Here is a 26,930-nt window from a genome sequence, read left to right on the forward strand (position 1 = left end):
GATCCTGAGTCCATGAGCGACCGTGACGATTTCCTGGCCTGGCTTGACACCGCGTTCGTCGACGCCGAGCGCGCCATGCTCGACGGCGACGATGGCCCGCGCAAGGCGATCTGGTCACGTGTCGAACCGGTGAGCGTGCTCGGCGCGTGGCGCAACGCCGTCGGCCGCGAGCAGCTCGTGGAGGCGTTCGAGGTCCTCGCGAGTGCGTTCTCGGAATGCACCGATTACGAGCTCGACCTCATCTCGTTCGACGTCGTCGACGACATGGCCTACACCGTGGGCTACGAACGCATCGGGATGTCGGTCGACGGGGAGCCTCGCTCGTACACGTTGCGAGCGACGCAGGTGTACCGCCGTGAGAACGGCGAGTGGCGGGTCGTGCACCGCCACGCCGACGGGGTCGGCGAGCACCAGCCGTGACGCGCGCGGCCGGCCCTCGACGAGAGAGCCGGCCGCGAAGTTTCGGAACTTCGGAACTTCGGAACTTCGGAACTTCGGCACTTCGGAACTTCGGCACTTCGGCACTTCGGTACTGGGTACTTCGGAAGTTCAGCACCTCGGACCTTCGGTACCGGATGCGTCAGGCCGAGGCGCTCCCCCACTCGAACCCGTCGGGGTCGGTGAACGATCCGGCGTCGCTGTTGACCGTGATGCGGTGCGAGCCGCTGCCCGCTTCGGCGATACCCGACGTCTTGGCGAGGGCGCGCCGCTTGTAGAGGCCGAGTCCGATCGGGCTCGAGGGCGTCGCGAAGTCGACGTAGCTGCCGAAGCTCTTGGCCGTTGCGAGCCCGCGGTCGCCGTAGAACCGCTTGCTGGCGCTCACGTCCTCGACGCCGAGGAGCAGCACGATGTGCTCGAAGTCCTTCGAGGCCGGCGCCGTGTCCTTCTTCGCCGAGGTGGCGAGGTTCCAGATCGCGCCGTCGGGCGCCTGCACGACGCCGCCGATGCCCCAGAGGGACTTCTCGACGGGCTTGAGCACGGTCGCGCCGGCCGCGACGGCGGCGTCGAACAGCGCCCGCACATTCGCGGGCTGCGAGGTGACGAGCGACATGGTGTACCCCCGGAAGCCGGTGCTCGCGGCATCCGATCGGCGCGTGCGCACGTGGGTCGTGAGGCCGAGGGCGTCGGCGTAGAAGCGCTGGGCCGCCTCGGGGTCGGCTGCCTCGAGCGTGATGGAGTCGATGGCGGTGATGGTGGTGGTCTGCGAGTTCATGTCTCCGACGCTACTCACGGCCGTCGGCGCGGGCTTCTCGATTCCTGCTCGATCCCGGCGCGTCAGGCCGCGTGCCGTGCGCGGGTCGCGGGCGGAACCGGCTCGAGCCGGCGGCCGCGGAGGTGCCGTCCGGCCGGCCCCGCGTCGGCACGGTGGCTCGCGGCATCCGTGGCCTGGAGCGGTCGGCATGCCGACGTGAGGCGGGGATGGTCGGCGAGGCGCGGGCAGGCGCAGGGCAGCACCGACACCTCGCCGAGCGGTCCGTGCACGTATTCCAGGTGAGTCGCCATCCCGCTGCCCCTTCCACGTCTACGGTCGAAGGCGGTTTCGCCGCCTTCACCCGAAGAGACAGCGGATGCCGCGAATCATGACGCGGGTCCGCGAATCCGTCGATCACGGCATCGGGCGGTGCCAGAATCACGGAGGGCATCCGAACGGAGGAGTTCATGCGGGACGACGAGTACGTCGAGCAGGCACTCGAGCGCGATCCGAAGGTCGCCGACGAGTGGCTGCGACAGAACAACCTGATGTACGGCGGCCTCGTCGGCATCTGCGTCGTGCTGGTGCAGCCGCTCATCACGGATGCCGCGCCGTCGCCGCTGGGGCTCGCGAGCATCGTGCTCTTCGCGATCGCGATCCCACTGCTCGCCGCGCTCATCGTGCTGAACTGGCAGGAGCTCTACCGCCACCGGCTCGCGACGTCGCGGACGGTGACGGTTGCCCGATCGCTCGCGATGGGCGCCGCGATCGCCGGCATGGTCACTACGTTCTGGGACGTCAGCTGGATCGCCGGGGCCGTGCTCGTCGTGACCGCGTTCGTCGCGATGTTCGTGCACAGCGCGGGCTACGTGGGCGTCGAGGGGATGCTGCGGTGGGGGCGCTGGTCGACCGGGCCCGACGCGGCGCGCGGGGGCGCGGCATCCGATCACCCGGCCGAGCCGACCCAGCCGTCGGCCGAGGACTCGTCATTCACGATCTGCTGCCTGCTCTGGGCGCAGCCCGGACTCGAGGACGACCTCGTCGCCTACGAGGATCGCGTGCTCGCGCTGCTGCCCGACTACGGCATCGAAGTGACGGAGCGCATCCGGAGCGATCGTGGGCCGGAGCATCCGGTCGAGGTGCAGCTGTACCTGGTTCCGAGCCAGGCGCTCCTCGACGCGTACCTCGCCGACCCGCGGCGACTCGAGCTCGCCGCCGAGCGCGATCGGGTGGTGGCGCGTACGGAGCTGTTCCGGGTGCCGAGCGCATAGCGGCATCCGTCAGCCGGGGCCGGGGTCAGAACCGGGCCGGGAAGGTGAGCAGGACGAGGAACCCGCCCACGGCGATGGCGCCGGCCAGCCCGAGCATGATCCAGGCCGCGACGTGGTGGATGTCGCGCTGCGCCATCGCGGTCAGGAAGAGCACCAGCGCGAACAGCACCGTCAAGAGCGAGTAGTTGTCGCCCCGCTCGGTGTCCTCGAGCGCGTCCGCGAACCGCGCATCGGCGTAGGCCGAGCGTTCCGCAGCCTCCTCGGTGCCCGGCGGCACGTATTCGGCCATCGAGAACGGCCCTGGCTCAGCCATCCGGTCGGCCTGCCAGGCGTCGAACGCGACGCGGAAGTGCGGCGTGAAGCGTTCAGCGATCTCGTCGGCGAGCACCCGGTCGCCCTGGGCCGTGGCCGTCACCCACTCGGCGTAGATGATCAGGTCGACCACCCGGGCTTCACGTGCCTGGTCGTCGGCATCGGTCGCCTCGACCCGCGCGGTGGATGCCTCGGCGAACGCGATCGACCGCTCGCCGCTCCACTTCGACGCCTGGAACCCGCACCAGGCGGTGAGGATGGCGGTCACCGAGAGCATCGCCACCGCGACGATCTCGATGAAGGGCCGGTGCCGCCAGCGAGACACCCGCGCGGGTGGGGTCTTCTCCGCCGGGGCGGCATCGGCCGAGCCGGTCGACGCATCCGTCATGGTCCTCCACCCCTTCGTCGCCAGTCCGACACGGGTCGCTGCTCACATTGGCACAGGCCTGCGCGTTCCTGCCACGGTCGTACGTCGAGGGTCGGGGACACTCACCGATGAAGGGGCATGGCGTTCAGCTGGACCCAGCCCGACTCTCCCCTGTTCTGGGGAGTTCGGGGACGCGCCAAACCTGTTGCCGGGGCTCACCCTGGGGAGGAGAATCCGTGGCCGTGGGCTGTCACCCGTCCGCGACTGGTGCGATCGCCCACTTCGAAGGGGGGAACGACCATGAACAGGTTCTACTTCTGGGTCGCGACGGTGCTCGCGGTGTACAGCTGGGCGATCGCCGCCGCATGGCTGTTCGTCCCCTCCATACCCGTCTGGGGCTGGGGCCTGGTCGGGGGCGCGGAGGTCGTCTCGATGGGTCAGCGCGTCGGCATACTCGTCGCGGGTCTCGGCCTCTCGCTCTTCCTCGTGCGCCGCGAACCGCCGTCGCGCGCCCGACGCGCCGTGACCATCGGGTTCCTGGTGGCGTGGTTCGGAGCAGCGGTCGTGAGCGCCGTCGCCTTCGCCACCGGCATCGCTGGGTTCGGGATGCTCGCGACCGCGTTCATAGAGGTCGCTGCCGCTGGCATTCTCGCGATCGCCGAGTTCGGTTCCCGCCGGCAGGCGTCGCGCGCGGCGTCGTCGACGATGTCGCGTTGATCACGTCGGCCGTACGACCACCTGACTCACACGACGGCGTTGCGGCTCGACGCACCCGCCGAGTAGACGGCGAGGCGTTCGCGCAGTGACCCGGCGTGCAGCTCGAAGAGGTGGCCGTCGTGGTCGTGGAAGTAGATGGAGTCGCCCTCGCCGTCGACGCGCGAGCGTGGCGGCCGGATGTCGAGCCCGAGCCCCGTGATCGTCTCGCGCAGGGCCGGCAGGTCTTCGCGCCGCACCTGGAACGCGACGTGATTGTAGGTGCGCGGCAGCACGGCGTCGCCCTGCATGATGGCGACCCAGGTCGCGGTGCCGCCCTCGCCGATGAGGAAGAAGCGCTCCTTCGAGAGCGAGAAGGTGTCGCTCCCGCTGTCGTAGACCCGAACGGCACCGAGCACCGTCGTGAGCAGCTGCTCCATGCGATCGAGGTCGCGCACGATGAAGGTGACGTGGCTGAGGCCGGTGCTGCTCATCCGATCACGCTACCGACGCGACGACGATCGACGCTCGCGGACCGGCGCCTCGGGGTCGACCGCGGCGAGCGCCGTTTCGAGCGCCTCGGCGAGCCGTCGCAGCCCGTCGGAACCGACGGGGGCGAACTCGCGATCGATGGCCGGCAGGTACGCCTTCGCCCCAGCGAGGAAGCGGCGGCGCCCGTCGGCGGTGAGCACGGCGAAGGCCGAGCGCCCATCGTCAGGGTTCACTTCACGGGCGACGAGACCGGCCGCGACGAGGTCATCGACGAGACGGCTCACCCGGGTGCGACTGAGCACGACGCGCTCGGCGAGTTGGCCCATCGTGAGCCGGCCGCCGGCGTCGTTCAGCTCGAGCAGCACGTCGTACCAACTGAGTGGCAGTCCGCCGTCGCTCGCCACGGCGCGCTCGAGACGCGGCAGCACTGCGGCGTGCAGCCGCAGCAGTGATTCCCAGGCTCGTTCGGCATCTCTCGGCATGCATCGACCCTACCATTTGCGTGCGTGCGCACACATATGCCATGCTTGCCGTGCAAGACTTATGTGCGTCCGCACACACTTGAAAGGACCGAGCATGACCACGCTCCTGCATCTCGCCGCGTCCCCTCGCGGCGATGCCTCGCATTCGCTCGCCATCGCCCGCACCTTCGTCGAGGCGTTCGAGCAGGCATCGCCCGAGGCATCCGTCGACCACTGGAACCTGTGGGACGGCTCGCTGCCGGACTTCGGCCCCGACGCCGCCGGCGCGAAGATGCGAGTGTTCGCCGACGAGGCACCGCAGGGCGCCGAGGAGCTCGCCTGGCACCGCGCCCGCCTCGCGTTCGAGCGCTTCGCCGCCGCCGACCTCTACCTGTTCAGCCTGCCGATGTGGAACGCGGGCGTGCCGTACATCGCGAAGCAGTTCATCGATGTCGTCAGCCAGCCGGGCTGGGTGTTCGGCTTCGATGGCGAGACCGGCTACACGGGCCTGCTCGAGGGCAAGCGGGCCGCGGTCGTCTACACCAGCGCGGTCTACGGCGACGAGCGGCCGCCGGCCTTCGGAAGCGACTTCCAACGGCCGTTCTTCGACGGCTGGCTGCGCTGGGCAGGAGTGCACGAGATCGACTCGATCGAGTTCCGGCCGAACCTCGCCGTCGGCGACCCCGAGCCCGCTCGCCTCGCCGCCCACGCTGACGCGCGTCGCCTCGGCGCCGAGTTCGCCCTCGACGCGCGGTCCGCGGCGGCCTGAGCCACGCCGATCTCGGCGTAGCGGGGTGGACCCCTCCCCCTCTCCGTTCCCGTCATCGCGGCGGAATCCCGTTCACGCGCCCGAATCCACGCCGAACGGGATTCCGCCTCATTAGCGGGATTCCGGACGATCTCCCAACGGCCTCGCGTGGCTGCTCGACGGACTCGTGCCCGATGCCGGGTCGCACGACTGGCCAGTCGGCGACGGGTGACGACCGGGCTTGCCGAAACGGCAACGGGACGTGCCGATCGCGCACCCGGTCCGTACGCTCGGGAAGGCACGGAAGGACGCCCGGATGGGTCGACACGGACACGATCACAGCGAGGCCGAAGCATCGGCCATGTTCGAGGCACCGGGGTGGGAGGACCGGTACTCCGGCGCGGGCACGGTGTGGAGCGGCAACCCCAACCCCCAGCTGGTGACGGAGGTGTCGGGGCTGACCCCGGGAACGGCCCTCGACGTCGGCTGCGGCGAGGGTGGCGACGTGATCTGGCTCGCCCGACAGGGCTGGCGGGTGACCGGAGCCGACTTTTCCGCCAACGGCCTCGCGCGCGCAGCCCGGCACGCCGAGGAGGCGGGGGTCGCCGACCGAACCGATTGGTGGCAGGTCGATGCCCGTTCGTTCGCCGCCGACGGGAGGTCGTACGACCTCGTCACGACGCACTTCCTGCATCCGCCTGACGGCGGCATGGTCGACGTGACCCGCCGGTTGGCCGAGGCGGTTGCGCCGGGCGGACGACTGCTCGTCGTCGGGCACGCGCCATCCGACGCGTTCACGCACCTGACCGCCGGCCATCGGCGTGCGATGTTCCTCGCAGTCGACCTGCTGCCGGCACTGCCACCGGACTTCGAAGCGCTCGTGGTCGAGCAGCGACCGCGAACGATGATCCGCGATGGCGCGACCATGGACGTGCGCGACTCCACGCTCGTCGCCCGCCGCTTGCGCGGCTCCTGACCCGACGGGCGCACGGCCATCGAGCTGAGGGCCGGGTGATCATCCAGGTCACGGCCGCCGCGGCATGCCGAAGGCCCGGCCCTCGCGATGAGGACCGGGCCTTCGTTCATGCATCGGCCTGTCTGCGACCGGTACTTCGGTACTTCGGTACTTCGGTACCGGCGAATGCAGACCAGCGGATGCCGCCGGCTCACGCCGCCGCCGGGCTTACGCCGCGGTCGGCAGCTCCACGGTCGCGCGAGCGACCGGGGTGACCACGAGCGACCCGTCGATCGCGTCGACCTGCACGGCCTCGCCGTCGCCGAGGGCGCCGGTCACGAACAGGTCCGCGATGCGGTCCTCGACCTCGCGCTGGATCAGGCGGCGCAGCGGGCGAGCGCCGTACTCGGGCTCGTAGCCGTGCTCGGCGAGCCAGGCGACCGCGGCATCCGTGGCCTCGAAGCCGACCTCGCGGGCCGAGAGCCGAGCAACTGTCGCACCCAGCATGAGGCGCACGATCTCGGCGATCTGGTCCTGCGTGAGCTTCGTGAACAGCACGATCTCGTCGATGCGGTTCAAGAACTCGGGGCGCATGGCCTCGCGCAGCTTGCCCATGACGCGCTGGCGCACGTCGTCCTGCGACGAGAAGCCGTTCGCCGCGGCATCCGTCGACGCCACGAAGCCGAGCGCACCCGACCGCGACGCGAGGAACTCGGAGCCGAGGTTCGAGGTCATGACGACGACCGTGTTGCGGAAGTCGACCGTGCGACCCTGGCCGTCGGTGAGGCGTCCGTCGTCGAGCACCTGCAGCAGCAGGTTGAACACGTCGGGGTGCGCCTTCTCGATCTCGTCGAAGAGCACGATCGAGTACGGGTTGCGCCGAACGCGCTCGGTGAGCTGGCCCGCCTCGTCGTAACCGACATAGCCGGGAGGGGCGCCGACGAGCCGCGACACGGTGTGCCGCTCGCCGAACTCGCTCATGTCGAAGCGGATAATCGCGCCCTCGTCGTCGAACAGCCGGTCGGCCAGCGCACGCGCCAGCTCCGTCTTGCCGACGCCGGTCGGGCCGAGGAACAGGAACGACCCCACGGGACGCTTCGCGTCGCCCATGCCGGTGCGGTTGCGGCGCACCGCGCGCGCGACGGCGGTCACGGCGTCGTCCTGGCCGATGACCCGGGCGTGCAGCTCCTGCTCGAGCTCGGCGAGGCGCTCGCGCTCGCCCTCGGTGAGGCGGTTGACCGGGATGCCGGTCGCCCGCGAGATCACCGCTGCGATCTGCGCCTCGTCGACGATGGTGTCGGATGCCCCGTCGGAACCGCCGGCCTGCGCGACCTTGCCGCGCTTGATGGCCTCGGCGGTCGCGTCGTCGAGCTTGTCCTGCACCTTCGAGATCTCGTCGCGGATGCGCGACGCCTCCTCGTAGTGCTCGGCCGTGACCGCAGCGTTCTTGTCGGCCTCGAGCTCGGCCAGTCGGCCGATGAGCTCGGACACGTCCACCTTCACGCCGAGGCGCAGGCGCAGTCGCGCGCCGGCCTGGTCGATGAGATCGATCGCCTTGTCGGGCAGGACGCGCTCGCTGAGGTAGCGGGCGCTCAGCTCGACGGCCGAGCGGATCGCGGCATCCGTGTACTCGACGCCGTGGTGCTGCTCGTACGCGGGCTTGAGGCCCTGCAGGATCAGCACCGAGTCCTCGATCGAAGGCTCGCCGACCTTGACCGGCTGGAAGCGACGCTCGAGCGCCGGGTCCTTCTCGATCTGGCGGTACTCCTTCAGCGTCGTCGCGCCGACGAGGTGCAGCTCACCCCGCGCGAGGCGCGGCTTCAGGATGTTGCCCGCGTCCATGCCGCCGTCACCGGCACCGCCGGCGCCGACGACCGTGTGCACCTCGTCGATGAACACGATGAGCTCGCCCTTGTTCGCGGCGATCTCCTCCATGGTCTTGGTGAGGCGCTCCTCGAAGTCGCCGCGGTAGCGCGTGCCGGCGAGCATGCCGGGCAGGTCGAGCGCGATGACGCGCTTGCCGAGCAGCGCCTCGGGCACCGACTCTTCGACGATCGCGCGGGCGAGCCCCTCGACGATCGCGGTCTTGCCGACGCCGGCCTCGCCGACCAGCACGGGATTGTTCTTCGTGCGACGGCTCAGGATCTCGATCGTCTGCTCGATCTCGTCGACGCGTCCGATCACCGGGTCGAGCTCGCCGTCACGGGCGCGCTGGGTGAGGTCCATGCCGAACTTGTCGAGCATGGGGGTATCCGTGGGTTGAGTAGCGCTCGACGAAGTCGGCCGCGTATCGAAACCCTCGTCACCGAGCGACTCGGGGTCCACACCGTCACGGATCTGCTGCGTGAGCGCCTCGGCGGTCACACCGGCACGCGCCAGCACCTGGCCGGCCGGGGCATCCTGCCCCAGCACGAGCGCGAAGAAGAGGTGCTCGGGGTCGATGTACGTCGAGCCGCTCGAGCGCGCCACCTGGTACGCGTGGAACAGCGCGCGGCTCGCCGACGGCGTGATCGTAGCCGCGTTGATGGCTTCCCGCTGATTGAGCTCGTCGAAATCAACAGCCGCGGGCAGGCGCGCCTCGGTCGCGGTGATGATGCGCTCCGGCGCGACGCCGATGCGCTGGATGGCCTGCGTGACCGCCTCGTCCTCGACGATGACGCGCAGGATGTGCAGCGCGTCGAGCTCGGTCTGTCCGCGCTCGAGCGCGAACTTGCCGGCACGCTGCAGGATGCTCTGGGTGCGCGCGGTCAGGAACCGGCTGAGGTCGATCGACCGCGCCTGCCTGGCCTGCTCACCCGCGAGATACCGGGCGAGGAACTCGTCGAACGAGTTCGCGCCGGTGTCGCTGAAGTCTTCGGGCACCTAGTCCTCCTGGGAACTTGAGTTGGGTACGCTCAAGTTCAACGCGGTGGGGGCGTGGGTATTCCCTATGGATGCCGGAACTGATAGTTGGGCTTGATTTGGCGGTTCATGTAGCTGCCGATTGAGGAGGCACCGATTAGCTCGTGGTAGGTACTGTCGGGCACGTTGTCGTAGATGTAAGTCTTGCCGCCCCAGTACTGGACCCACAACTCGGAGCTATCTGCGTCGTAACCGATCGCCTCAACATTCGATGACTGGACCAATTCCATCTCAGGTTGCATCTGTGTCCCTCTCCTCCTCGTTATCTTCGGTGCTCCGCCATCGCCAGTTCCTAAGTGCGGTCTTGTAACCGTCTGTGGTCGGGCGTTCACCCAGCCAACCCGCGGGAAGGCTGGGATCATCGCCCCGTGGTTTCGTCCTGGCCGACCTCACGCGAACCCTGGACGGCACTTGGAGTGCATCACCCAGGACGATCGCTTCTCCCGTTCTCAGCGACGGAAGCATGTCGGTCAGCCCAGCGAGGTCGTCGTGTATCGAGCTAGTGACGGCGGCGCGATCGTCGGAGTTTGTGAGCCGAAGTGCAATCGTCGTGCCGCATTGGCTAAGAGCATTCGCGTCAAGGTCCGACGGCCTCTGGCTGACGAGCATCAGCCCGACTCCGTACTTTCGTCCCTCTTTCGCGATTCTCGAGATGATCCGGTGAGCCGGGCTGTCCGTTCCGGTCGGCAGGAACAGATGCGCTTCATCTATGACTACGAGGAGCGGTTGTGCGCGACCACCAACATCTAGTCCGGCCGCCCAGAACAGTGAGTCGTAGACCACCCGCAACAGCGTGCCGATTACCGTTGTTAGCGCCTCGGGCGGTACGCCCGACACATCTAGGACTGTGATGGGCTTGGGGCCGCCAATCCACTCCGAGATGAGGGAGTCTAGATCGGCTTCAATTTCACCGGACAGGTCCGGTGAAGTTGCGTGGTCTGGGTCAAACATGAAGCGGTACTGCGCATCCATCAACCGGCTGCGCAACGTGTCGAGCTGCTTCCCGATGTTCCTGCGCGCCCGATTCGGATAGGGCGCCGTGTTGTATGAGGTTGCCGGTGGGTATCGCGGAGGAATAAGAGTGGCGGGATCACCGTCCGTCGTGGCGGCGTAGGCAGTCTCATCGTTCTGATTGTTCGACTCGCGGAAGGTTATGCGTTCATCGCGCTCGAGTTCAAACCAGAGCCGCCGAATGCTGAAAGGCACCGGAGAGTCAGCAGTCACGGCTTCCGGGGGAGGAGCCCCCTCCAGACCGTCGCACGCCTCAACCTTGAGCTCCCGAACGCGATCACGAATCTGCTCAACTATGTTCGGCTGGATTTGACCCATCACAAGCTGAAGTAGCTCGTCAAGAGGGAGTGCCCAAAATGGCACGTGGAGCGAGCCATCGCCGGCACCGACTTGAATCAGGTGGGTCTTCTTCCTCGCGACATTGCCGTACTCGCCGTGCGGGTCAACAACCAGGATGCGCGCGGAGGGGAAGCCTGACGCCAACTCCTCGAGAGCCACACCCACCAAGTTTGACTTGCCAGAACCAGTTGAACCGAGCACGGCACTATGACGGCTCACGAGAGCCGAGAGGCGAAGTTTGGCCGGGATTCCTGCCGAGCTCGCAATCCGACCGATTGTTAGGTCGTCGCGCCCAAGATCGGCCGAATATATTACGTCGAGGTCGGATGAGGTAACGATATGGACTTCGTCACCAACCGTTGGATACTGGCCCACCCCTCGTTCGAATCGACCAGCAATGGACTCGCCGAAGAGAGCGGCGGAAACCCACCGGAATCCCTCCAATCGGGCATCTTGACTCTCGAGGCCCGCGTTTTCCATGACCCCTGGGCCAAGTGAACTAGCGCCAACCTGTGTGGTGATGGCGTAGAGGTCCGCGTAACCCACCGGGATGCGAAGGAACGCGCCCACTTGGCCGACCCGGTGCGTCTCTCCTGCGACCATGACAAGTGCAGCACTTGACGCCAGTTTGATACTCAGCACGCCGCCGCGGACAGACTCGATCTCACCCACGTATGTGGCTGATCGCCTTACCGGCTCACTCACGACCGACCATCATCTGGTCGAGGAACCTTGCGAACCAGTTAAAGTCGCCAAGTCGAAATCGCCCGATTAACTCTTCCTCACCGGCCTCGGGCACAGAATCGGAGTCGAACACCAGGTCAACATTTGGTGCAGTGACATTGGTTGCCGGCTCGATCAAGCGCCAAGTACCAGGCCTTGAACCCACGATGGCAACGGTAGGTCCATATGCGAGCACGTTCTCATGTGCCGATGCCAGCTTCCAGAGCGCGTCTCCTTGTACCGGATCTTGGAACTGAAGTGCGATCAGGTGCATTCTGGGTCTGGTCGAGAGTGCGTCGCTCAAGATCTCATTTACGTGCTGGTCGCCGAACCCGCATCCAATTGCAACGACTAACGCGTCTTCCCGATCAGAAAGTGCGCGAGAGAGCCGGTCGAGCATCGCGATATACGGGAGCTTCCGCGACTGGTCATATTTGAGCGAGGAAGGGAGGATCATCTGTGAAGCTCCAATGGAGGGGCGCCGCACTACACGTTTCCCTCCCGCCGGTTCGTCCACCAGGTCCCAGTTCACCGAGCCATGAATCTTCCAGAGACGGGTAACCCTCCTGCCCGGCGCGAACTCGGCGTGCACGAGCGAGCTTGGCAAGAAAAAGGGGGCGGACGACCCAACGAAACCGTCGAAGTACGGAACAGATTCGGCTTCCAAAGCACGTTCAATTAGAAGGTCATAGTTGGTCGTGTAGATCTCTACCGGCGAGGAGCGATCGATTCGAGCGATCCATTTTGCGAGCGAGTCGTGCGGAAGATGGGAAGGAACTCGGTCGTCGTCCGGTGACGCGGCACGAACGATCTCTCTGGTTATTGCGTCTTCGATTTGCCTCAACTGGTCAAGGGTCGCTCCGGCAGAAGTGTCGCCCTCCGACATCGACGACAGCTTCTCTCGCAAGTTGGTGAGCAGGTCTTCTATGTAGACCTGCGAGCTGTCAGGGAGCCCCAATTGTTTGGCGAGGCTCTCTCGCATGATGTCCCAGGCCGTACTCGCCCATTCGCCGAGTGCGGAAACCGCGTTCTGACAACCAACTGTCAGACCTACAACGGCTGGCACCAGCGGCGCACCATCGTCGGCACTTCCAACAGCAGCCGACGCTCCGGCGCCCACGACCAAGACGACAGCGCGCTCTCGAGTGGACAGGTGGTCCCGCAAACTGGAGGCATGGCGAACCGGGTCGTAGTAGACGATCGTTTGTTCGTGAGGCATTTACTGCGTCGCACCATCCCCTTCAAGGACCATCTCGAATTCTTATCAGGGGTGAGGTTGATTCGGGGCGCAACGCGCGGATGCATCCCCAGTTCCGCACAGCCAGCGGCTGCAATCTAGGTGCACGGGTTCTTCCCGAGCGACCACGGTTTCGTATGGGGGTGGGGACGTACGCAACCGCTGTCCTTCGACATCGGACAGTGCTCCGAGGGTGGCCGTTCCTGCACCCGCCCACTGGTTGGCTTCGGTCGGCTACGGCGGTCCAACGCGTCGTCGTCATGAATGCCATGGCACCAGACGACTCCGCTGCCACCCTCAAGTTATGGCCGTCTCGTGGCCGAGAGGTGGAGTCGCGTTGATTCGTTCGAGGCCGCTACGGGCTGGCGCCAGCACAAGGACTACATGCACATGTCTGGGACCGGCGTTTGGCCCCACCCAAGCAGAGCGATCCCATTGAGCAAGATGTCAGAGCAATGCCGGCGATGCTCGTCGTCAGTTCCAACCGTCGGGCAAGGGTGCGGCCGGGTAGTCGGGCATGTCAGCTACACAAGCGTTAGCAAAGGCCTCTCGTCCACATCTCCTAGCATCCGCCTGACTTGCGCTGGTTTCCACGCAAGCTCCTGAGCCAAGCTAACGACTGTAATGCCAAGCCGTTCTTCGGCAAGCTCCACAGCGCGCCGCAGCATCGCCGGGTTCTCCCCCGGGTACTGGGCCACAGGCAATGGAGCAAACGATCCTTCGCCTCGTAGTTGCGCGAGCCGAATGTAAGCACGTCTTGCGGTTGCGTCGGAGAAGCGCCCCATCTCGGCGGACCGATAAATGAGAGAGTCGACGGAGACGCCCCATTCTTCGCACAACCTGTCGAAAGCGCGGAAGTCGACTCTGGTGGGCAGCAGCGTTGTTGCAATTGCGCCGGGCATCAAGAGTTCAGCGGCGAACCGATCCGCTTCACGTTCGATGTCTTTGCTGCCGGATGTGAGACCTCCGTGGAGTACAAGATGGCCGAGTTCGTGAGCGGCAGTAAACCGATGGCGATACACGTCGTTCGCTCTGTCGGGCGTGAGGACGATCAGTGGTCGCCCGAGGGCAAGCGTCGAGAACGCGTCGATTCGTCGCACTTCGCGCTCCGCAGTAGGTGTGAAGACCGGGACGATGCCGTGTTTCTCGATTGTGCGAACAACTTGCGGGATCGGCCCCTTACCCAGACCCCAAGCTGCTCGGACATGCGCGGCGGCGCGAGCTGCCCGGTCAGCGGTGTCGGCAATCAGACGGTGAGGCTCAGGATCAAACTCGGGAAGGTCGACCGCCGGTAGCCTTATGTGTTTCTCAAGCGTATTGATCAGTTCCCACAACTGCTCGGTGAACGCTGTTGCCTTAGACCGCTGCTTAGCTGTGGTGGAGCGAAGGCTGCGGAAGAACGCGTCGCCTGATTCGAGACGGCCTTGGGGCCGACCAGCCAGAAAGAAGGCGGCGGGGACATCGAGCTCCTTGGCAAGCGCTGTTATAAGTTCGGTGCGCGGTGACGTAACGCCGGCTTCAAACTGGCCGATGGCGGCGGGCGAGACACCGATCGCAGAAGCAAGGTCCTGCTTCGATTTCAGTGCGAGTTGACGCGCCTGTCGGAGTCGTTCGGGGTCGAACGACTTGGCGACGGAGGCCGCGTCGTGCGCCGCCGTGGCGCGAGGATTGCTCCTCTTCAATGCTCTATTCCTCTGCGCTCGTCTGTGACCTTGCTTCGCGCGCTCGGCCGTCGCCATGCAGCGCGATGTCGAGGTCGTCATCTGCCGGTAGTTCGTTGAATCGCCGGTTGGTCTGGACACCAGCAAGCTGCAGGGCTGGCTGAGCAGATTCGGCAAGTGCGACCTGCTCGACGTACCCCCAGACGACCGTCCCGTTCTCGCTGAGGTAGCCGTCGCCGATGTAGATCCGGGTAACGCCAGTGCGCGGGCCTGCGACGACGACCGCCATGACAACTGCGTCAGCCTCGGATCCCGGAAAATCGACTTCGATTTCCTCGTTCAGCCATTCGCTGAAGTCGAAAGCTGCCGCCTCGGCAAATTCTGTTCGCTTGCCCAGGAGGAGATCGCGGCTCTTGGAACGCTTGAGTCTCAGGCTCTCGACGTTGGGACCCGAGCCCGTTGCGGCGCGAGCGGCGAGGATCGTGGTCCCGTTGATCTCGGGCAGCGGGTACCGTCCACCGTTCAATCGGACTTCTCGGACGTCAACGTCGCTCCGCAACCGGGTCATCAGTTCGAGGAGAAGTATCTGCCAATACGTGACGCCATAGTTGTCGTCGCTCGGCAAGCCGCTTCCGTCCTTCGCATCCACCCCTTTCTGGTGCGCCACCATCGCTGCCATCCGGAGCGAGTCAAGAACTGCGTCGTAGGAATCACCAAAGCGCGCCCTACGCCATTGCTCTGCGTCCGAGAACGTGTCCACCGCAACTCCTTCAACTCTGCCTGTCCGCAATACTACAGGAGAGCTTCAGTTCTTCACACATTTCGCTCGTCAGCTCGTTAGGAACGAGCTCCGTTGGGGCGAACTAAGGTGGCCGCCCAACAAGGTGGCCCCCATCCAATGAGCGCGACGGTGTCGTCCGTAGGTGGGTTCGGCAGCACCTTCGCTCTGACTGAAGCCGAGAATCCAACCGTCGCCAGCCGCCTGGCGGTTCGAGGACCATGCCAATGTGCGGACACAAAGCCACCAGGTCGGCCCCACGAACCGGTCCACGCTCTTCTTCTTCGCCGTGAACGCCAGCGAATCCGGGTACGCGTTCACCGCGTGCCGACCGTGTCGGTCAGATCAATGGCGGCGAACACCGCGTTGTACGACACTAACCGCACGCCCTTCGCCCAACGCACCGTCCCGGCATCCGCTTCGGTCTCGCCGGTGAGCACGTCGAGCAGCGTCGACTTACCCGAGCCGTTCGAGCCGAGCACCGCGACGCGGTCGCCGCGCTGCAGGTCGAACGACAGATCCGAGAACAGCGGGGCGCCATCGAAGCCCTTCAGCCCGGTCACGGTCAAGAGAGCGTTCTAAACCCGCAGCCCGTCGTAGGTGCCCGTGATTATCTTGTCGATCGGGCGCGGCGCCTGGCGCTTCGTGATGTCGGCCCACCGGCGCGCGACTGCGTTCGGCGGGTTGCGGGTCGCCTCGCGACGCGAGGCCAGATCGTGCTTTCAACCACCCCAGTCCGGGTCACCTGCGAGGAATTTGGGCCCCTCCGCGATGCATCACCTTCAGAATTGCGTAAAGCGGGCGTGATGCGCCGCTGAATCTGATCAGTGAGAACGGGCCAAGCGATGAACCACCGTCGAATTACTTCAACTTCACTTGCAGCGGTACTCATGTTGGCTCTCGCTGCATGCTCGCCGTCGTCACCAAGCACACACGCGGTCGGGTCTGCTGAGGCTTCAGGGTCGGCGACGCCCACGCCTACGGTCGACCCGGGGCCCGTAGAGCTCACGACCGAGGAAGCCGCAGCGCGATACCTGAATATCGTCTGCCCGACCAATGCGGCGGCGAACGCGCTCAATGCCGCATTCCGGGCCAGCGAGGAGGAATTCTTGAACGGCGGAGCACCGGACCCGGCTGGCGTCAAGGCCGCGGCACAGGCGCAGATGACGTCACGCCAGACCGAAGCAGAGCTGTTCGATGACGACTACTACGAGTGGCCCGAGTCGATCGAGCCGCACATAACCACGCTGCGGGATTCCGACGTTGCGGCCCTCGGCACTCTCAGCGCCATGGTGAACGCGCCAGACTACGAGACCGCCTACTACGCTGTTTGGCCCGACCAGACCGCGCCCCAGGCGTCCGCTCAGGAGATCCGTTTCCAATTGGGCATCGGTGCGGACACTCAAGCGACTTGTGTCGGATATGAAGGCGGTCATGATGTATTGGTGGCCGAGCGGCGTGAGCGGGAGGCTGCACTATCGAACGAGTAGTGTCACGGCCGAGCAGATCCGCAGTGCGCTGCCCGAGCCGGGTGGGTTCGGGTGGCGCGACCTGCGGGTCAGCGGCTGACTACCTTCGTGCCCCCAGTTCTGAGGCCAGTGGCGCCTGGGCGGCGCGAAGTGGGCGACGCAACCGACATCATAGGCGTCGGACCGTTGAGGGATACAGCCCGAACAGCCAGCCAGTCCAGCCCCCTCACGAGAGAGACCCGACGTCGATGACTCAGGCCGAAGAAGCGCGACATGCAACCGGCCGGGGCGCCTTCCTGGGGCGAGGATGCGGGGCTGACACTGGCCCGAGACCAGTCGTGAAGCAGCCCACCTTCACCCTCGCCATCCTCGCCGTCGCCTCGGTCTGCCTCCTCGCCGGATGCACGAGCGCGGAGGGCCTCGACAACTACGACCTGCCCGAGCGTAAGCCCGTTGAGGTCATCCCAGACCCGCCCGCCGAGCTCGTCGACCCTGTCGAAGGATGGGAGTGCTACTGGGACCCAACAATGAACGATGACTGGCACGACGACTACATGTGTACCAACGGCAGCTCCTACGACCGCCCATACCTTATTCCCGATGACTCGTTCGTAGAACGGTGGGAGATCGCCGACGCGGCACATGCATACGAAGCCGCGCTGAACTCCTGAGCACCTTGGCTTGAGAAGGCGCCGTCGGGCAGATGCTCGGCCGCGACGAAGTACTCGAGCACGAGATCGACGACCGCCCGGGGAGCGTCATGGATGATGAAGTGCGCCGCCGATCGACGGCCGAACAGCTGCTGTCGAGGGCCCTGCGGCGCGTGGCATCTATCATCGGACGTCGGCTGGTCGTGGTGCCGTGCTCGGTGTGGGCGCAGTACGCTTCCGCCAGTGCGTGCGATGCCGAGCCACAGACCGTGGATGACGATGGTTTCGATAGCCCATTCGACCCGGCGTCGGCCTTTGCTCTACGAGAGCTTACGGGCGGCCAACCTGCCGAATAGCGTGGCAGATCTACCGAGACTGGCCTCCTCCTTCGTACACCCATGGCGCCCAGAAGAATGGGTCCGGGTATCGCTCACGCAGTTCGAGGGTTGCTTGGCGAAGCGCTCTGGCGCTTCCTTCGCCCCCAAGGTGCAACCGGTAGAACGCCTGCATGAACTGCGCCGTCGAAGCGTCTGGCACCTCCCAGAGAGTTGACACGCAGCCGGTCGCACCCGCCGCAAGTGCTGCTGTGCGTAGGCCAAGCAGACTACCGTCGGCGAAGTCCACGGCACCGGCGCCCGAATTGCATGCTGAAAGTACGACTAGGTCCGTGGAATCGAGCTCGAGCAAAGCGAACTCGGATGCAGAAAGCATCCCGTTCCCGATGTCCGCAGGGGTCTCGCTCCCGCCCACCCAGGCATTGAACCCAGCGAGCAGCAGGACACTCCGAGAAGACGGGGAGGACGGCCCTGTGGCGGTTAACCAGGTCACACGCCGACGATGGGCATCTTCGACTGGCACCGATCCATGGTTTGACTGCGCTACCAGCCCGAACGATGCCAGACTGACGTCTACTTCTTGCACCACGCCGGCGACTGCGCTCAGCACGCTGGCGCGAGGTTCAGCCTGTTCCGCAAGACTGCCAATGGCCGTGAGAAACGTGCCATGGGAAGCGATGTGGAGTACCCGCGGCCGAACGACTTGAAGCACCGCAGTACGTGTTGCAGCGGGTCCGAGCACTGGCTCGATACCCAGCATTGTCGCGATGTCTTCGGCTTCAGTCCGGGTATGGGGCAGTTGAGACACACGCATACTCATGAAGAAGGGCAAGTTGCTTGGCAGGCCCGCGTCGAAATCCGCATCACCGATCACCAAAGGTGTGCCCGGGATCTCATTGGAGGCGCCTCGCTCGATGAAACGAGTGAGCCAACGTGCGCTCGGCACTAGCGACAGTGTCGTCCGTTCGATCAAAGGCCGCGCAGTCGCGTCGAGGAATGTAGAGAACGGAGCTCGAGACCAGACGCCGCTTGGCGCGATCAGGACCTGGGGCGTCACCCAAATCTGAGCAAAGAGCGGAGGCAGGGTCGATGCTAACTCTGCCAATCGTTCACTGACCGTGTCTCCCTTCTGTGGTGCGCGACTTAGCAGGTCTGCGGCACGGTTCAGACGCTCATAAACGTCACCTAGGAGCCCAAGATCGAGATATCGAGTTGGGGCTCCGCCGAGCGGGCTGACAATAAATGCAACGGCATGCTCAGAACCATCCCGCCTCACCGCTGGCACAAGGTCGACAAGCATCGAGTCTGGTGGGAGCGATCGCCTTACTTCGTCGACTGCAACGTGCCACTCTCGACCATCGGTATAGTTGCCTGGACGCAAGTCGGCCTCCGCCTTCGCAAGCTCTCGCTCGGCGTCACGGTAGCGCTCGCGCGCATCTTGGATGAAGCCGACGTCTCCGCCTTCGAGGTCGACTCGCGCGACTTCAGACCGCAGTCGCCGAACTTCTTCAAATTGAGCACGCCTTTCCGGTGTTGTTCGCGCTCGCAGCCATGCCGAGCCCTCACGTTCCGCTACCACTCCCTTGCGATTGACGACGATGTCGTAGACCCAATCACTGACTTCCCCCTCGGACTCCGACGGAAGAAGGTGACCAATCAGGAGCGACATGCGCTCGACGATGGGTGCATATGCCGCCCGAAGGCCTCGCCCGGAACTGTTCGACAGGAGCGACCCGATCTGACGCTCGTCGATCTCAGTGATGACCTGCGCGAGGTGCATCGCATGCTCATCGACGAGCATTGAATATGCCCTGAATAGCGTGGGTAGGCCTCCCACATGGATTTCGTGCGGTCGGAGCCGGGGAAGTACGACCGCCATTCGCTCTGCAATCTCATTTATGACGCGCTCGGGGTGCTCTGCATCGAAGAGGACTGCCGCGCGCTGTGCGAGCACGTCCCACTCAGTGCTCGAAGCGAGCTCGTAAGCTCCAGCCAGCTGCATAAGGTCCGTGCTTAATTGCGTACGAGCGTCCTGATCCCTTCTGATCGTCGCGAGCTCGAGCAGCGCGAGCATCGTGCGCGCCAAATTGTCGACATGCGCCGGAAGCTCCGATTCGAACGTCTCCCTCGCCAGGCCGAAGCACTCGTCCGCACTCCGGAGGTGCCGCTGTGAGTTGTCGTTCACAAAACCATTGACATAAAGCGGCCCCGATGCTCGAGCGAGTTCGATCTCAACGCGACCGAGGGCATTGAGGGTCTGGGCGATGGCCCAGGGATAGTCGTGTGCCTGCTGATGGAGTTGCAATGCCGTCAAGAGATGCTGCTGGGCGGTCTCGGGGTCGTCGAGTGCCGAATACACGTGCGCGAGGTTCGAGTGAAGGGCGGCGCTCTCAATCCGATGGTCGACGGCTGTCTTCTCGAGCAACGCAATGCCTTCTTCGAACAGCGGTCGCGCGTCATTCGGCATCCCGCGATGAAGGAGGATCTCACCGAGTCGATTGGCGATCAAGGGCTGTGGGGGTAGGACCTTCGAAGAGGTCTTGACGGGTATCCGGAGCGCTTGAGACAGGAGCGCCGACGCGCATGAGAACCCATCCATGTTGAACAGCGCGTTGGCTGCATCGGCTGCGTCATGTCCTTTCTTTGTCGCCTCATAGCGCTTGAGTGCGGATGAGGCGAAGTCGACGACACTTGCAACGAACTCTGCAGGCGCGTCGACGCCGAAATCAGCGATGACCGCGTCTTGGAATTCCGGCGAGAGACCCCTGGATTGCGAACCCATCGTCCGTCATCTCGTCTCAATGCGTGTTTCGCTCGATGAGAACACGAAGACCGGTCCCGGCGACCGCTCGCTGAATAAGCTGATCCCGTAGGTCCCCGGCCAGCTCAGCGTCCAACTCGATGCGCTGGCCACCATCCGCTGACACGAGGACGATGCGAGCCCGCGGCGCCTTCTCGAACAACCGGTCAGCGAGCTTCGCGATGAACGGTCCCGCCATGGCCACAATGCCCGTGATCACCGCGGCAACGTACCCTGGGTCCACTGCGCGATAGTCGTCCGCCTCGATCTGCACCTCTTCGAAGCCGGTGCTGCGCACGAGCGCATGAAGTTCCGCCGACGGAATCCCATCAGCCTCGATAACAATTTGCTCGTCCTCCGACATCCCCCACCCCCATCGTTGGTCCCATTGCTGAGGGTGGCATGAAGCCTGGCGACCCGCAATCGTCCACTCTTCCTGCCCCAGGGCGGGCATGATCTGCGGCGGGGTTACCACTTCAGCCACACCGTGCAGACCCTGCCGGTGTTCGCGACGGTCGGCTTCCGCGAGAAGCCCATCCGGCCCATCCCGATCGAGGACCTCACCGACATCCTCGAGGCCGCGGTCGACGGTCGGATGTGGCGCGAGACCGTCGTCGGCGCCGAGCAGCTGCTGCTGTCGAAGGCCGTGCGGCGCGTGGCATCCGTCGTCGATCGCCGCGTGATCGTGGTGCCGTGGCCGGTGTGGGCGCAGTACGCGCTCGCGCAGCTGACCGAGTGGACGATGAAGGTGCCACTCGTCGCGAAGGCGCAGGTGCGCATGCTCGCCGAGGGCGTGACGGATACCGCGCCGCCGGCAGCATCCGTGTCCGACGACCCGCGACCGCGGCGGATGTCACCGCAGATCAGATCCGCACCGCGCTTCCCGAGCCCGGCGGGTTCGGGTGGCGCGACCTACGGGTCAGCAGGTGAGGGAAAGCACCGCGCCGGGCCCGACCGTGTCGCGCCGTCGCGCGCTAGGTTGGTGCCATGCAGCCCGGTGACGTCGAGATCGAGATCACGCCGATCCTGGCGGCGGGATCGCTCGAGCCAGAGCTCGCCGCTCAGCTCGACGCGCTGCTGCGCCGCACCTGCAAGATCGCCCGCGCGCTGACCGGCGCCGAGCTCGCGGCCGCCAAGCTCAGGATCGGCGAGGACTCGTCGCGGGGACGCAAGTACTTCAGCATGAGCGAGAAGTACGCAGCCTTCCGTGACTTCCGAGTCGACCCGAGGGGCGAGGGCCTGCATGGGCTGAGGATCCCACCCGGCGAGGTCATCCGGCTGACCGATGCCGAGGTGTTGTCGCATCCGCTCAACCAAGGCTTCGGTCCGTTCGCTGCGGCCTACCCGCCGATGCGGGGATGGCTGGCCACGAGTGTCTGCAGCGACGACGGTCGACGGCACGGCATGCTGCAACTGAGCGACAAGAGCAGTAGGCGCGACTTCGACGAATCCGACGAGGCGAACATCCACGAACTCGCGGCTCTGATCGGTGAGACGCTCGACGCCCGTCGACTGGCGGCCCGGAGGCCGGCATGGCTGATTGAGGTGCTCGTGACGGATGCCGCGCCGCCCGCGGCATTCGTACCCGGTGACCTCGCTCAAGGCACATGTTCACGCGGATTCACGGTCTACCCCGAAGCGCCCGAACGATATATCGTTGATATATCGTCGAGACCCGACCAGGGCCCCGCTTCAGGGAGGTCATCATGAGCGATTCGTACATGGGCGGCGGCTTCACCGGCCCCTCGAGCAACTGGGGCCAAGGCGGCCCAGGCCCCAACCTCTGGGACGCCCTCAACCAGCTCCGTGGCATGTTCGAGCAGAAGGCCGGCCCACGCATGGGCCGCGGCGACGTCCGCGCGGCGGTGCTCGCGCTGCTCGCCGAGAAGCCGATGCACGGCTATCAGATCATCAGCGAGATCGCCGAGCGCAGCGGCGGCGCGTGGAAGCCGAGCGCGGGCTCGGTGTATCCGACACTGCAGCTGCTCGCTGACGAGGGGCTCATCACCGCAGAGGAGGCGGACGGGCGCAAGACCTACTCGCTGACCGAAGCTGGGAGGGCGGAGGCCGAGGCATCCGCCGATCGCCCGGCGCCGTGGCAGACCTCGAGCCCGCGCGACTTCGGGCCCGGCGGCGCGCTGCCCAAGGCCGGCATCGAGCTCGCGCAGGCGGCGGCGCAGCTCCAGCGTTCGGGAACGCCCGAGCAGGTGAAGCAGGCGGTCGAGGTCCTCGACGACGCACGTCGTCGGCTCTACTCGATCCTCGCCCAGGGCTGACTCGGTGCCCTCGACACGTCGGCATCCAGCAGGCAGGATGCCCGATGTGGGGAACACTCGTGCCCGCTACCGGCGGATCCTGCGATTCGCCGCGCGATACATCGTCCAGACGTGGTGGTACGAGCTCGTGCTGCCGCGCATCGGCCTGGGCAAGGTGGCGGCCCGCGGGCGCGAAGCGCGGCTGACGCGCATCGCCCGGCGCTTCCACGCGCTCGCGGTCGACCTCGGCGGCCTCATGATCAAGGTCGGCCAGTACATGTCGTCGCGCCTCGACGTGCTGCCGCCCGAGATCACGCGCGAGCTCGCCGGCCTCCAGGACGAGGTGCCGCCCGTGCCGTTCGACGCCATCCTGCGGCTCGCGGAGGCCGAGCTGGGCATCCCGCTCGAGCGCGCGTACGCGTCGTTCGACCCCGAACCGCTCGCCGCGGCATCCCTCGGCCAGGCGCACCGCGCCACGCTCTCGCCGCTCGACGCCGCCGACATGGGCTACGACGAGGCCGTCGTCAAGGTGCAGCGACCGGGCATCGAGACCATCGTCGACGTCGACCTGTCGGCGCTGCGTCGCGTCGCCGGATGGCTCAGCCGCGTGCGCTTCGTCGCGAACCACGTGGACGTCCCCTCCCTCGTCGAGGAGTTCGCCACCACGAGCCTCGAGGAGATCGACTACCTGCACGAGGCGGGCAACGCCGAGCGGTTCGCCGCGAGCTTCGCCGGCGACCCGCGCGTCGCCGCGCCCGAGGTCGTCTGGGAGCGCACGACGCGTCGCGTGCTGACGCTCGCCGACGTGACCGCGATCAAGATCAACGACCGCGAGGCCCTGCTTGCCGCGGGCATCGACCCGAAGGTGGTCGCGAAGCAGTTCGCGACCGTCATGTTCGACCAGCTCTTCCGCGACGGCTTCTTCCACGCCGACCCGCACCCCGGCAACATCTTCGTCACCCCGGTCGAGCGGGTGACGGATGCCGCGTCGCGGGCTTCGAGCGTGACGGATGCCGCGCCGGGTCGTTCGTCGCCGACGTACCGGCTCACCTTCATCGACTTCGGCATGATGGGCGAGGTGCCCGACGGACTGAGGCGCGGGCTGCAGCAGCTCATGCTCGCCGTCGCCGCACGCGACGGGAAGCGCCTGGTCGAGAGCATCCGGAGTGTCGGCATCCTGCTGCCGTCGGCCGACACGGCGGAGCTCGAGCGCGCGATGTCCGAGCTGTTCGCGCGCTTCGGCGGGATGGGCCTTGCCGAGGTGCGGCAGGTCGACGAGCGCGAGCTGCGCAGCTTCGCGATCGAGTTCGGCGAGGTCGTGCGGGCGCTGCCGTTCACGCTGCCCGACAACTTCCTGCTCATCATCCGGGCGATGTCACTGACCTCGGGCATGTGCAGCTCGCTCGACCCCGACTTCAACATGTGGGACGCCGTCGAGCCCTACGCCGCCCAGCTCCTGCGCGACGAGCGCGGCAACTTCGTGCAGGCGCTCGGGCAGCAAGCACTGTCGTACGCGACCACGCTCGCCGGGCTGCCGCAGCGCGTCGACGCGCTCGCGACCCGTATCGAGGAAGGGCGCGTCGTCGCAAGCTCGCCGAAGATCGAGCAGCGGATGGTGCGACTCGAGAACGCGGCCCAGCGGGTCGTCTCGGCGGTGCTGTTCGTCGGCCTGTTCCTCGGCGGCGTCCTGCTGCGCAACGACGAGCCGGTGTGGGGCATCACGCTGATGGTCGTGTCAGTGATCCCGTTCCTGCATGCAGTGTTCGCCGGGCTGTTCGGCCGGCGGCGCGGGCCGCGGTGACGGATGCCGCGCCACCGCGGCATCCGTGCGCCGGTCATCCCCGCTGGAACACGATCGCCGCAGGAAAGCGCTTGAGCACCGGCCGGAACGGCGCCTTCGCGAGCCCTTCCGCCTCGGCGCCGTCGACGATCCGCGGATGGATGAGCTCGACGTCGCGCCCCTTCCAGCGCAGCGATGCGCGATCCGCCGAGACGACGTTGCGGGCCCAGTTCGTCTTCGCACCCCACGGCAGCCCGATCATCACGATCGCGGCATCCGTCGTCGGCACGACCGCGATCGGCGTCTCGTAGGCGGTGCCGCTGCGGCGCCCGCGATGGCGGATCAGCGCCCACAGCGGCACCCAGCGGCGTCCCGCCAGGGCGCGGGCGACGGGCGCGGTCGCGTTCACGAGCCGACGGGGCGGTCCGCCGGCGATGCGCGACTCCGGGGGTCGGGACTGTTCGGAGGTCTCGTTCATGCAGAGGAGACGGATGAACCGCCGCCGATGTGACATCCGCGCGACATCCGCACGCGGCATCCGTGCTTGCGTCACGTTCGCGGCTGGTGCATCGTCTACCTGTCATGACCGAGTTCGCCGACCTCTGGACCGCGCACCGGCACGTCGTGCGCGACGTCGCCTACCGGGTGCTGGGTTCCGTCGCCGAGGCGGAGGATGTCACCCAGGAGACCTACCTCCGACTGCTCGCTCGCGACGACGACCATCACGCTGAGCCGCTCGACGACCCGCGCGCCTGGCTGGTCACCGTCGCCTCGCGGCTCGCGATCGACCGGCTGCGCGCGCACGAGCATTCCCGCCGCGCATACGTCGGACCCTGGCTGCCCGAACCGATCGTCACCGACGAGCGCACCCTCCCCGAGGACCGGGTCACCCTCGACGACTCGGTGCGGATAGCGCTGCTCGTCGTGCTCGAACATCTCACGCCGGCGGAGCGCACGGCGTTCCTGCTCCACGACGTCTTCGACCTCGGGTTCGACCGCATCGCGGACGTCCTCGGGGTGAGCCCGGCGAGCGCGCGGCAGTCCGCGTCGCGGGCGCGGAAGCGGATCGCCGCGCAGGGTGCCGCCCGGTTCACCGTCGACCCCGCCGCCGCCCGCCGGCTGACGGAGCGATTCGCCGTCGCGGCATCCGACGGCGACCTCGACGGGCTGGTCGAGGTGCTCGCAACGGATGCCACGGGCCACTTCGACTCGGGTGGCGTCTTCCCGGACGCGCCGACCGAGGTGGTCGTCGGAGCCGAGACGGTCGGCCGTCGATTCCTCGCCAGCGTGGGCGGCCTCGGCCTCGACTTCGAGGTCGCGGAGGTGAACGCGGAGCCCGGGATCATCGTTCGCCGCCGGGGACGGGTGCTCGCCGTGCTCGCACTCGAGTTCGCCGACGACCGGATCTCGGCCATCCACGGCGTCGGGAATCCGAAGAAGCTCGGGCACGTGCGGTGAGATGAGCGCGGCGGCCCGCGTGCTGCGCCGCCACGCGGCATCCGTCACCGTTCGCCGTCGGCGAGGATCGCCTCGAGCCGGGCTCGGCATTCGGCGACGAACTCCGGGAAGGTGTCCCAGTAGTACGGGATGCCGCTGATCGCGACCGCGATCGCCCAGCCGCGGGCGCGCAGCCAGGTGGACTCGTCGAGGTCGAGCGCATCCCAGTAGGCGCGGCGGGCGTCGGGCGGGAGGTCCCAGACGGCGGCGTGCTCGGCGTCGGGCGCGCCGACCGAGAGGGCGCCGAAGTCGATCACGGCGTGCAGGCGTCCGCGGTGGGCGAGCAGGTTGCCGGGGCGCAGGTCGCCGTGCAGCCACACATGCGGCGCCGGCGAGTCGGGCAGCGCGAGCGCCTCCCGCCACCACCGCTCGAGCCGGTCGAGGTCGAAGTCGGCGCCGACCAGCGGGCCGGATGCCGCGAATGCGGGCGCCACCCAATGCTCGGGTTCGCGCAGACTGCCGCCGCGGTACCAGCTCAACTCCCCCGCGCGCTCGGCGCCCATGAGGTCGGTGCGGTGCAGGTCGCGGACGAATCCGGCGAGCTCGGCGCCGAACCGCGTCCAGTCGCTCACGGTGTCGGAGGTCGGCGGGGCGCCGTCGATCCACCGGTACACCGACCACTCCACCGGGTACGCGTCCGACGGTGACCCGGGGTGCACCGGCTCGGGGATGCGGACCGGCAGCGCGGGCGCGAGCTGCGGCAGCCACGCGCGCTCCTTGCGCAGCGAGCCGACGCCCCCGGGCGTGCGCGGCATGCGCACCAGCAGGTCGTCACCGAAGCGGAACATCACGTTGTCGGTGCCGCCACCGGCCGGCGTCAACGGCAGATCGGCCCATTCGGGACGGTCGCGACGGATGAGCGATGCCGCGAGATCGGCGTCGATCGGGAGCTCATCGGGGTGCAGGGGCATCCGGGTCAGTTTCGCAGACGGACGCGGCGCGCTCGACGGTGACGGATGCCGCGGGCTCGACGGTGACGGATGCCGCGCACGCGGCCAAGCTG

Annotated in this window: 29 protein-coding genes; 13 read left to right on the plus strand and 16 right to left on the minus strand. The window is 66.7% G+C overall.

All coding sequences use genetic code 11. From position 1 onward, the window contains the following. The first annotated feature begins 12 nt into the window (after window positions 1-12). Window positions 13-420, plus strand: coding sequence for a YybH family protein (locus ACWEOH_RS03785; protein ID WP_452028384.1), 408 nt, complete (start codon window positions 13-15; stop codon window positions 418-420). 160 nt (window positions 421-580) lie between these two features. Here ACWEOH_RS03785 and ACWEOH_RS03790 read toward each other — a convergent pair whose 3' ends face one another. Continuing rightward, entirely contained in the window at window positions 581-1,213 is a 633-nt protein-coding gene (locus ACWEOH_RS03790; protein WP_452028386.1) for a VOC family protein, read from the minus strand. A 62-nt stretch (window positions 1,214-1,275) separates the two neighbouring features. Continuing rightward, window positions 1,276-1,503 carry a hypothetical protein gene (locus ACWEOH_RS03795; RefSeq protein WP_452028388.1) on the minus strand — a complete coding sequence of 76 codons (228 nt, stop codon included), beginning with the start codon at window positions 1,501-1,503 and terminating at the stop codon, window positions 1,276-1,278. A 156-nt stretch (window positions 1,504-1,659) separates the two neighbouring features. On the opposite strand from ACWEOH_RS03795, the gene ACWEOH_RS03800 reads away from it, so the two are divergent. Further along, on the plus strand, window positions 1,660-2,463 hold the full coding sequence (locus ACWEOH_RS03800; RefSeq protein ID WP_452028389.1) for a hypothetical protein: 804 nt from the start codon (window positions 1,660-1,662) through the stop codon (window positions 2,461-2,463). A gap of 25 nt (window positions 2,464-2,488) precedes the next feature. Here the strand turns inward: ACWEOH_RS03800 and ACWEOH_RS03805 are convergent, their stop codons facing one another. Continuing rightward, window positions 2,489-3,163, minus strand: a complete 675-nt coding sequence (locus ACWEOH_RS03805; protein ID WP_452028391.1) for a hypothetical protein — start codon at window positions 3,161-3,163, stop codon at window positions 2,489-2,491. 279 nt (window positions 3,164-3,442) lie between these two features. Between ACWEOH_RS03805 and ACWEOH_RS03810 the strand changes: the two genes are divergently transcribed. Further along, a complete protein-coding gene (locus ACWEOH_RS03810) occupies window positions 3,443-3,859 on the plus strand; it encodes a hypothetical protein (RefSeq protein WP_452028392.1) in 417 nt (138 codons plus the stop codon). Between the two features lie 26 nt (window positions 3,860-3,885). Here the strand turns inward: ACWEOH_RS03810 and fosX are convergent, their stop codons facing one another. Both fosX and ACWEOH_RS03820 read right to left on the minus strand, forming a co-directional pair. Then, window positions 3,886-4,329, minus strand: a complete 444-nt coding sequence (gene fosX, locus ACWEOH_RS03815; RefSeq protein ID WP_452028394.1) for a FosX/FosE/FosI family fosfomycin resistance hydrolase — start codon at window positions 4,327-4,329, stop codon at window positions 3,886-3,888. Window positions 4,330-4,338: 9 nt separating this feature from the next. Continuing rightward, window positions 4,339-4,809: a MarR family winged helix-turn-helix transcriptional regulator gene (locus ACWEOH_RS03820; RefSeq protein ID WP_452028396.1), complete on the minus strand. Its 471-nt coding sequence runs from the start codon at window positions 4,807-4,809 to the stop codon at window positions 4,339-4,341. 94 nt (window positions 4,810-4,903) lie between these two features. Between ACWEOH_RS03820 and ACWEOH_RS03825 the strand changes: the two genes are divergently transcribed. After that, window positions 4,904-5,557, plus strand: coding sequence for an FMN-dependent NADH-azoreductase (locus tag ACWEOH_RS03825; RefSeq protein ID WP_452028398.1), 654 nt, complete (start codon window positions 4,904-4,906; stop codon window positions 5,555-5,557). Between the two features lie 340 nt (window positions 5,558-5,897). Next, on the plus strand, window positions 5,898-6,512 hold the full coding sequence (locus ACWEOH_RS03830; protein WP_452028400.1) for a class I SAM-dependent methyltransferase: 615 nt from the start codon (window positions 5,898-5,900) through the stop codon (window positions 6,510-6,512). 207 nt (window positions 6,513-6,719) lie between these two features. Here the strand turns inward: ACWEOH_RS03830 and ACWEOH_RS03835 are convergent, their stop codons facing one another. From ACWEOH_RS03835 to ACWEOH_RS03865, 7 genes are all read right to left on the minus strand, one after another. Continuing rightward, window positions 6,720-9,353, minus strand: a complete 2,634-nt coding sequence (locus ACWEOH_RS03835; RefSeq protein ID WP_452028402.1) for an ATP-dependent Clp protease ATP-binding subunit — start codon at window positions 9,351-9,353, stop codon at window positions 6,720-6,722. A 65-nt stretch (window positions 9,354-9,418) separates the two neighbouring features. Next, window positions 9,419-9,634 (minus strand): KTSC domain-containing protein, encoded by a 216-nt coding sequence (locus ACWEOH_RS03840; RefSeq protein ID WP_452028404.1) that lies wholly within the window; start codon window positions 9,632-9,634, stop codon window positions 9,419-9,421. Continuing rightward, entirely contained in the window at window positions 9,624-11,414 is a 1,791-nt protein-coding gene (locus ACWEOH_RS03845; RefSeq protein ID WP_452028406.1) for an ATP-binding protein, read from the minus strand. The genes ACWEOH_RS03840 and ACWEOH_RS03845 overlap by 11 nt, the downstream gene beginning before the upstream one ends. A 25-nt stretch (window positions 11,415-11,439) precedes the next feature. Then, window positions 11,440-12,585, minus strand: a complete 1,146-nt coding sequence (locus ACWEOH_RS03850; protein ID WP_452028407.1) for an SIR2 family protein — start codon at window positions 12,583-12,585, stop codon at window positions 11,440-11,442. Between the two features lie 641 nt (window positions 12,586-13,226). Further along, complete coding sequence (locus ACWEOH_RS03855; RefSeq protein WP_452028409.1) at window positions 13,227-14,384, minus strand: helix-turn-helix domain-containing protein; 1,158 nt, start codon at window positions 14,382-14,384, stop codon at window positions 13,227-13,229. 4 nt (window positions 14,385-14,388) lie between these two features. Beyond that, window positions 14,389-15,123 (minus strand): hypothetical protein, encoded by a 735-nt coding sequence (locus ACWEOH_RS03860; RefSeq protein ID WP_452028411.1) that lies wholly within the window; start codon window positions 15,121-15,123, stop codon window positions 14,389-14,391. A 335-nt stretch (window positions 15,124-15,458) separates the two neighbouring features. Further along, the gene (locus ACWEOH_RS03865) at window positions 15,459-15,704 is read right to left on the minus strand and encodes an ATP-binding cassette domain-containing protein (protein ID WP_452031836.1); all 246 of its coding nucleotides are present in this window, start codon (window positions 15,702-15,704) and stop codon (window positions 15,459-15,461) included. A 327-nt stretch (window positions 15,705-16,031) separates the two neighbouring features. On the opposite strand from ACWEOH_RS03865, the gene ACWEOH_RS03870 reads away from it, so the two are divergent. From ACWEOH_RS03870 to ACWEOH_RS03880, 3 genes are all read left to right on the plus strand, one after another. Continuing rightward, entirely contained in the window at window positions 16,032-16,631 is a 600-nt protein-coding gene (locus ACWEOH_RS03870; protein ID WP_452028412.1) for a hypothetical protein, read from the plus strand. Between the two features lie 317 nt (window positions 16,632-16,948). After that, window positions 16,949-17,281 carry a hypothetical protein gene (locus ACWEOH_RS03875; protein ID WP_452028414.1) on the plus strand — a complete coding sequence of 111 codons (333 nt, stop codon included), beginning with the start codon at window positions 16,949-16,951 and terminating at the stop codon, window positions 17,279-17,281. A 32-nt stretch (window positions 17,282-17,313) separates the two neighbouring features. After that, window positions 17,314-17,616, plus strand: coding sequence for a hypothetical protein (locus tag ACWEOH_RS03880; RefSeq protein ID WP_452028416.1), 303 nt, complete (start codon window positions 17,314-17,316; stop codon window positions 17,614-17,616). A gap of 10 nt (window positions 17,617-17,626) precedes the next feature. Here ACWEOH_RS03880 and ACWEOH_RS03885 read toward each other — a convergent pair whose 3' ends face one another. Further along, complete coding sequence (locus ACWEOH_RS03885; protein WP_452028417.1) at window positions 17,627-20,377, minus strand: CHAT domain-containing tetratricopeptide repeat protein; 2,751 nt, start codon at window positions 20,375-20,377, stop codon at window positions 17,627-17,629. A 16-nt stretch (window positions 20,378-20,393) separates the two neighbouring features. Beyond that, complete coding sequence (locus tag ACWEOH_RS03890; RefSeq protein ID WP_452028419.1) at window positions 20,394-20,759, minus strand: hypothetical protein; 366 nt, start codon at window positions 20,757-20,759, stop codon at window positions 20,394-20,396. Window positions 20,760-20,882: 123 nt separating this feature from the next. On the opposite strand from ACWEOH_RS03890, the gene ACWEOH_RS03895 reads away from it, so the two are divergent. The 4 genes from ACWEOH_RS03895 to ACWEOH_RS03910 are packed head-to-tail and all read left to right on the plus strand — an operon-like array spanning window position 20,883 to window position 24,451. Beyond that, entirely contained in the window at window positions 20,883-21,506 is a 624-nt protein-coding gene (locus ACWEOH_RS03895) for a hypothetical protein (protein WP_452028421.1), read from the plus strand. Then, entirely contained in the window at window positions 21,503-22,105 is a 603-nt protein-coding gene (locus ACWEOH_RS03900) for a GAF domain-containing protein (RefSeq protein WP_452031838.1), read from the plus strand. The genes ACWEOH_RS03895 and ACWEOH_RS03900 overlap by 4 nt, the downstream gene beginning before the upstream one ends. Next, window positions 22,102-22,671 (plus strand): PadR family transcriptional regulator, encoded by a 570-nt coding sequence (locus tag ACWEOH_RS03905; protein ID WP_452028423.1) that lies wholly within the window; start codon window positions 22,102-22,104, stop codon window positions 22,669-22,671. The genes ACWEOH_RS03900 and ACWEOH_RS03905 overlap by 4 nt, the downstream gene beginning before the upstream one ends. 37 nt (window positions 22,672-22,708) lie before the next feature. After that, a complete protein-coding gene (locus tag ACWEOH_RS03910) occupies window positions 22,709-24,451 on the plus strand; it encodes an ABC1 kinase family protein (protein ID WP_452028424.1) in 1,743 nt (580 codons plus the stop codon). Between the two features lie 34 nt (window positions 24,452-24,485). On the opposite strand, the gene ACWEOH_RS03915 is transcribed toward ACWEOH_RS03910, so the two are convergent. After that, window positions 24,486-24,908, minus strand: a complete 423-nt coding sequence (locus tag ACWEOH_RS03915; RefSeq protein ID WP_452028426.1) for a nitroreductase family deazaflavin-dependent oxidoreductase — start codon at window positions 24,906-24,908, stop codon at window positions 24,486-24,488. Between the two features lie 104 nt (window positions 24,909-25,012). On the opposite strand from ACWEOH_RS03915, the gene sigJ reads away from it, so the two are divergent. After that, window positions 25,013-25,888: an RNA polymerase sigma factor SigJ gene (gene sigJ / locus ACWEOH_RS03920; protein ID WP_452028428.1), complete on the plus strand. Its 876-nt coding sequence runs from the start codon at window positions 25,013-25,015 to the stop codon at window positions 25,886-25,888. A 44-nt stretch (window positions 25,889-25,932) separates the two neighbouring features. Here the strand turns inward: sigJ and ACWEOH_RS03925 are convergent, their stop codons facing one another. After that, on the minus strand, window positions 25,933-26,838 hold the full coding sequence (locus ACWEOH_RS03925) for an aminoglycoside phosphotransferase family protein (protein WP_452028430.1): 906 nt from the start codon (window positions 26,836-26,838) through the stop codon (window positions 25,933-25,935). Window positions 26,839-26,930: the final 92 nt, after the last annotated feature.

This window comes from Agromyces sp. NPDC004153 (genome assembly GCF_053603635.1).

Coding starts and splice junctions, on each gene's coding strand:
- ACWEOH_RS03785 (WP_452028384.1), top strand. CDS start 13: ATGAGCGACCGTGACGATTTCCTGGCCTGGCTTGACACCGCGTTCGTC.
- ACWEOH_RS03790 (WP_452028386.1), bottom strand. CDS start 1,213: ATGAACTCGCAGACCACCACCATCACCGCCATCGACTCCATCACGCTC.
- ACWEOH_RS03795 (WP_452028388.1), bottom strand. CDS start 1,503: ATGGCGACTCACCTGGAATACGTGCACGGACCGCTCGGCGAGGTGTCG.
- ACWEOH_RS03800 (WP_452028389.1), top strand. CDS start 1,660: ATGCGGGACGACGAGTACGTCGAGCAGGCACTCGAGCGCGATCCGAAG.
- ACWEOH_RS03805 (WP_452028391.1), bottom strand. CDS start 3,163: ATGACGGATGCGTCGACCGGCTCGGCCGATGCCGCCCCGGCGGAGAAG.
- ACWEOH_RS03810 (WP_452028392.1), top strand. CDS start 3,443: ATGAACAGGTTCTACTTCTGGGTCGCGACGGTGCTCGCGGTGTACAGC.
- fosX (WP_452028394.1), bottom strand. CDS start 4,329: ATGAGCAGCACCGGCCTCAGCCACGTCACCTTCATCGTGCGCGACCTC.
- ACWEOH_RS03820 (WP_452028396.1), bottom strand. CDS start 4,809: ATGCCGAGAGATGCCGAACGAGCCTGGGAATCACTGCTGCGGCTGCAC.
- ACWEOH_RS03825 (WP_452028398.1), top strand. CDS start 4,904: ATGACCACGCTCCTGCATCTCGCCGCGTCCCCTCGCGGCGATGCCTCG.
- ACWEOH_RS03830 (WP_452028400.1), top strand. CDS start 5,898: ATGTTCGAGGCACCGGGGTGGGAGGACCGGTACTCCGGCGCGGGCACG.
- ACWEOH_RS03840 (WP_452028404.1), bottom strand. CDS start 9,634: ATGCAACCTGAGATGGAATTGGTCCAGTCATCGAATGTTGAGGCGATC.
- ACWEOH_RS03870 (WP_452028412.1), top strand. CDS start 16,032: ATGTTGGCTCTCGCTGCATGCTCGCCGTCGTCACCAAGCACACACGCG.
- ACWEOH_RS03880 (WP_452028416.1), top strand. CDS start 17,314: ATGCTCGGCCGCGACGAAGTACTCGAGCACGAGATCGACGACCGCCCG.
- ACWEOH_RS03885 (WP_452028417.1), bottom strand. CDS start 20,377: ATGGGTTCGCAATCCAGGGGTCTCTCGCCGGAATTCCAAGACGCGGTC.
- ACWEOH_RS03890 (WP_452028419.1), bottom strand. CDS start 20,759: ATGTCGGAGGACGAGCAAATTGTTATCGAGGCTGATGGGATTCCGTCG.
- ACWEOH_RS03905 (WP_452028423.1), top strand. CDS start 22,102: ATGAGCGATTCGTACATGGGCGGCGGCTTCACCGGCCCCTCGAGCAAC.
- ACWEOH_RS03910 (WP_452028424.1), top strand. CDS start 22,709: ATGCCCGATGTGGGGAACACTCGTGCCCGCTACCGGCGGATCCTGCGA.
- ACWEOH_RS03915 (WP_452028426.1), bottom strand. CDS start 24,908: ATGAACGAGACCTCCGAACAGTCCCGACCCCCGGAGTCGCGCATCGCC.
- sigJ (WP_452028428.1), top strand. CDS start 25,013: ATGACCGAGTTCGCCGACCTCTGGACCGCGCACCGGCACGTCGTGCGC.
- ACWEOH_RS03925 (WP_452028430.1), bottom strand. CDS start 26,838: ATGCCCCTGCACCCCGATGAGCTCCCGATCGACGCCGATCTCGCGGCA.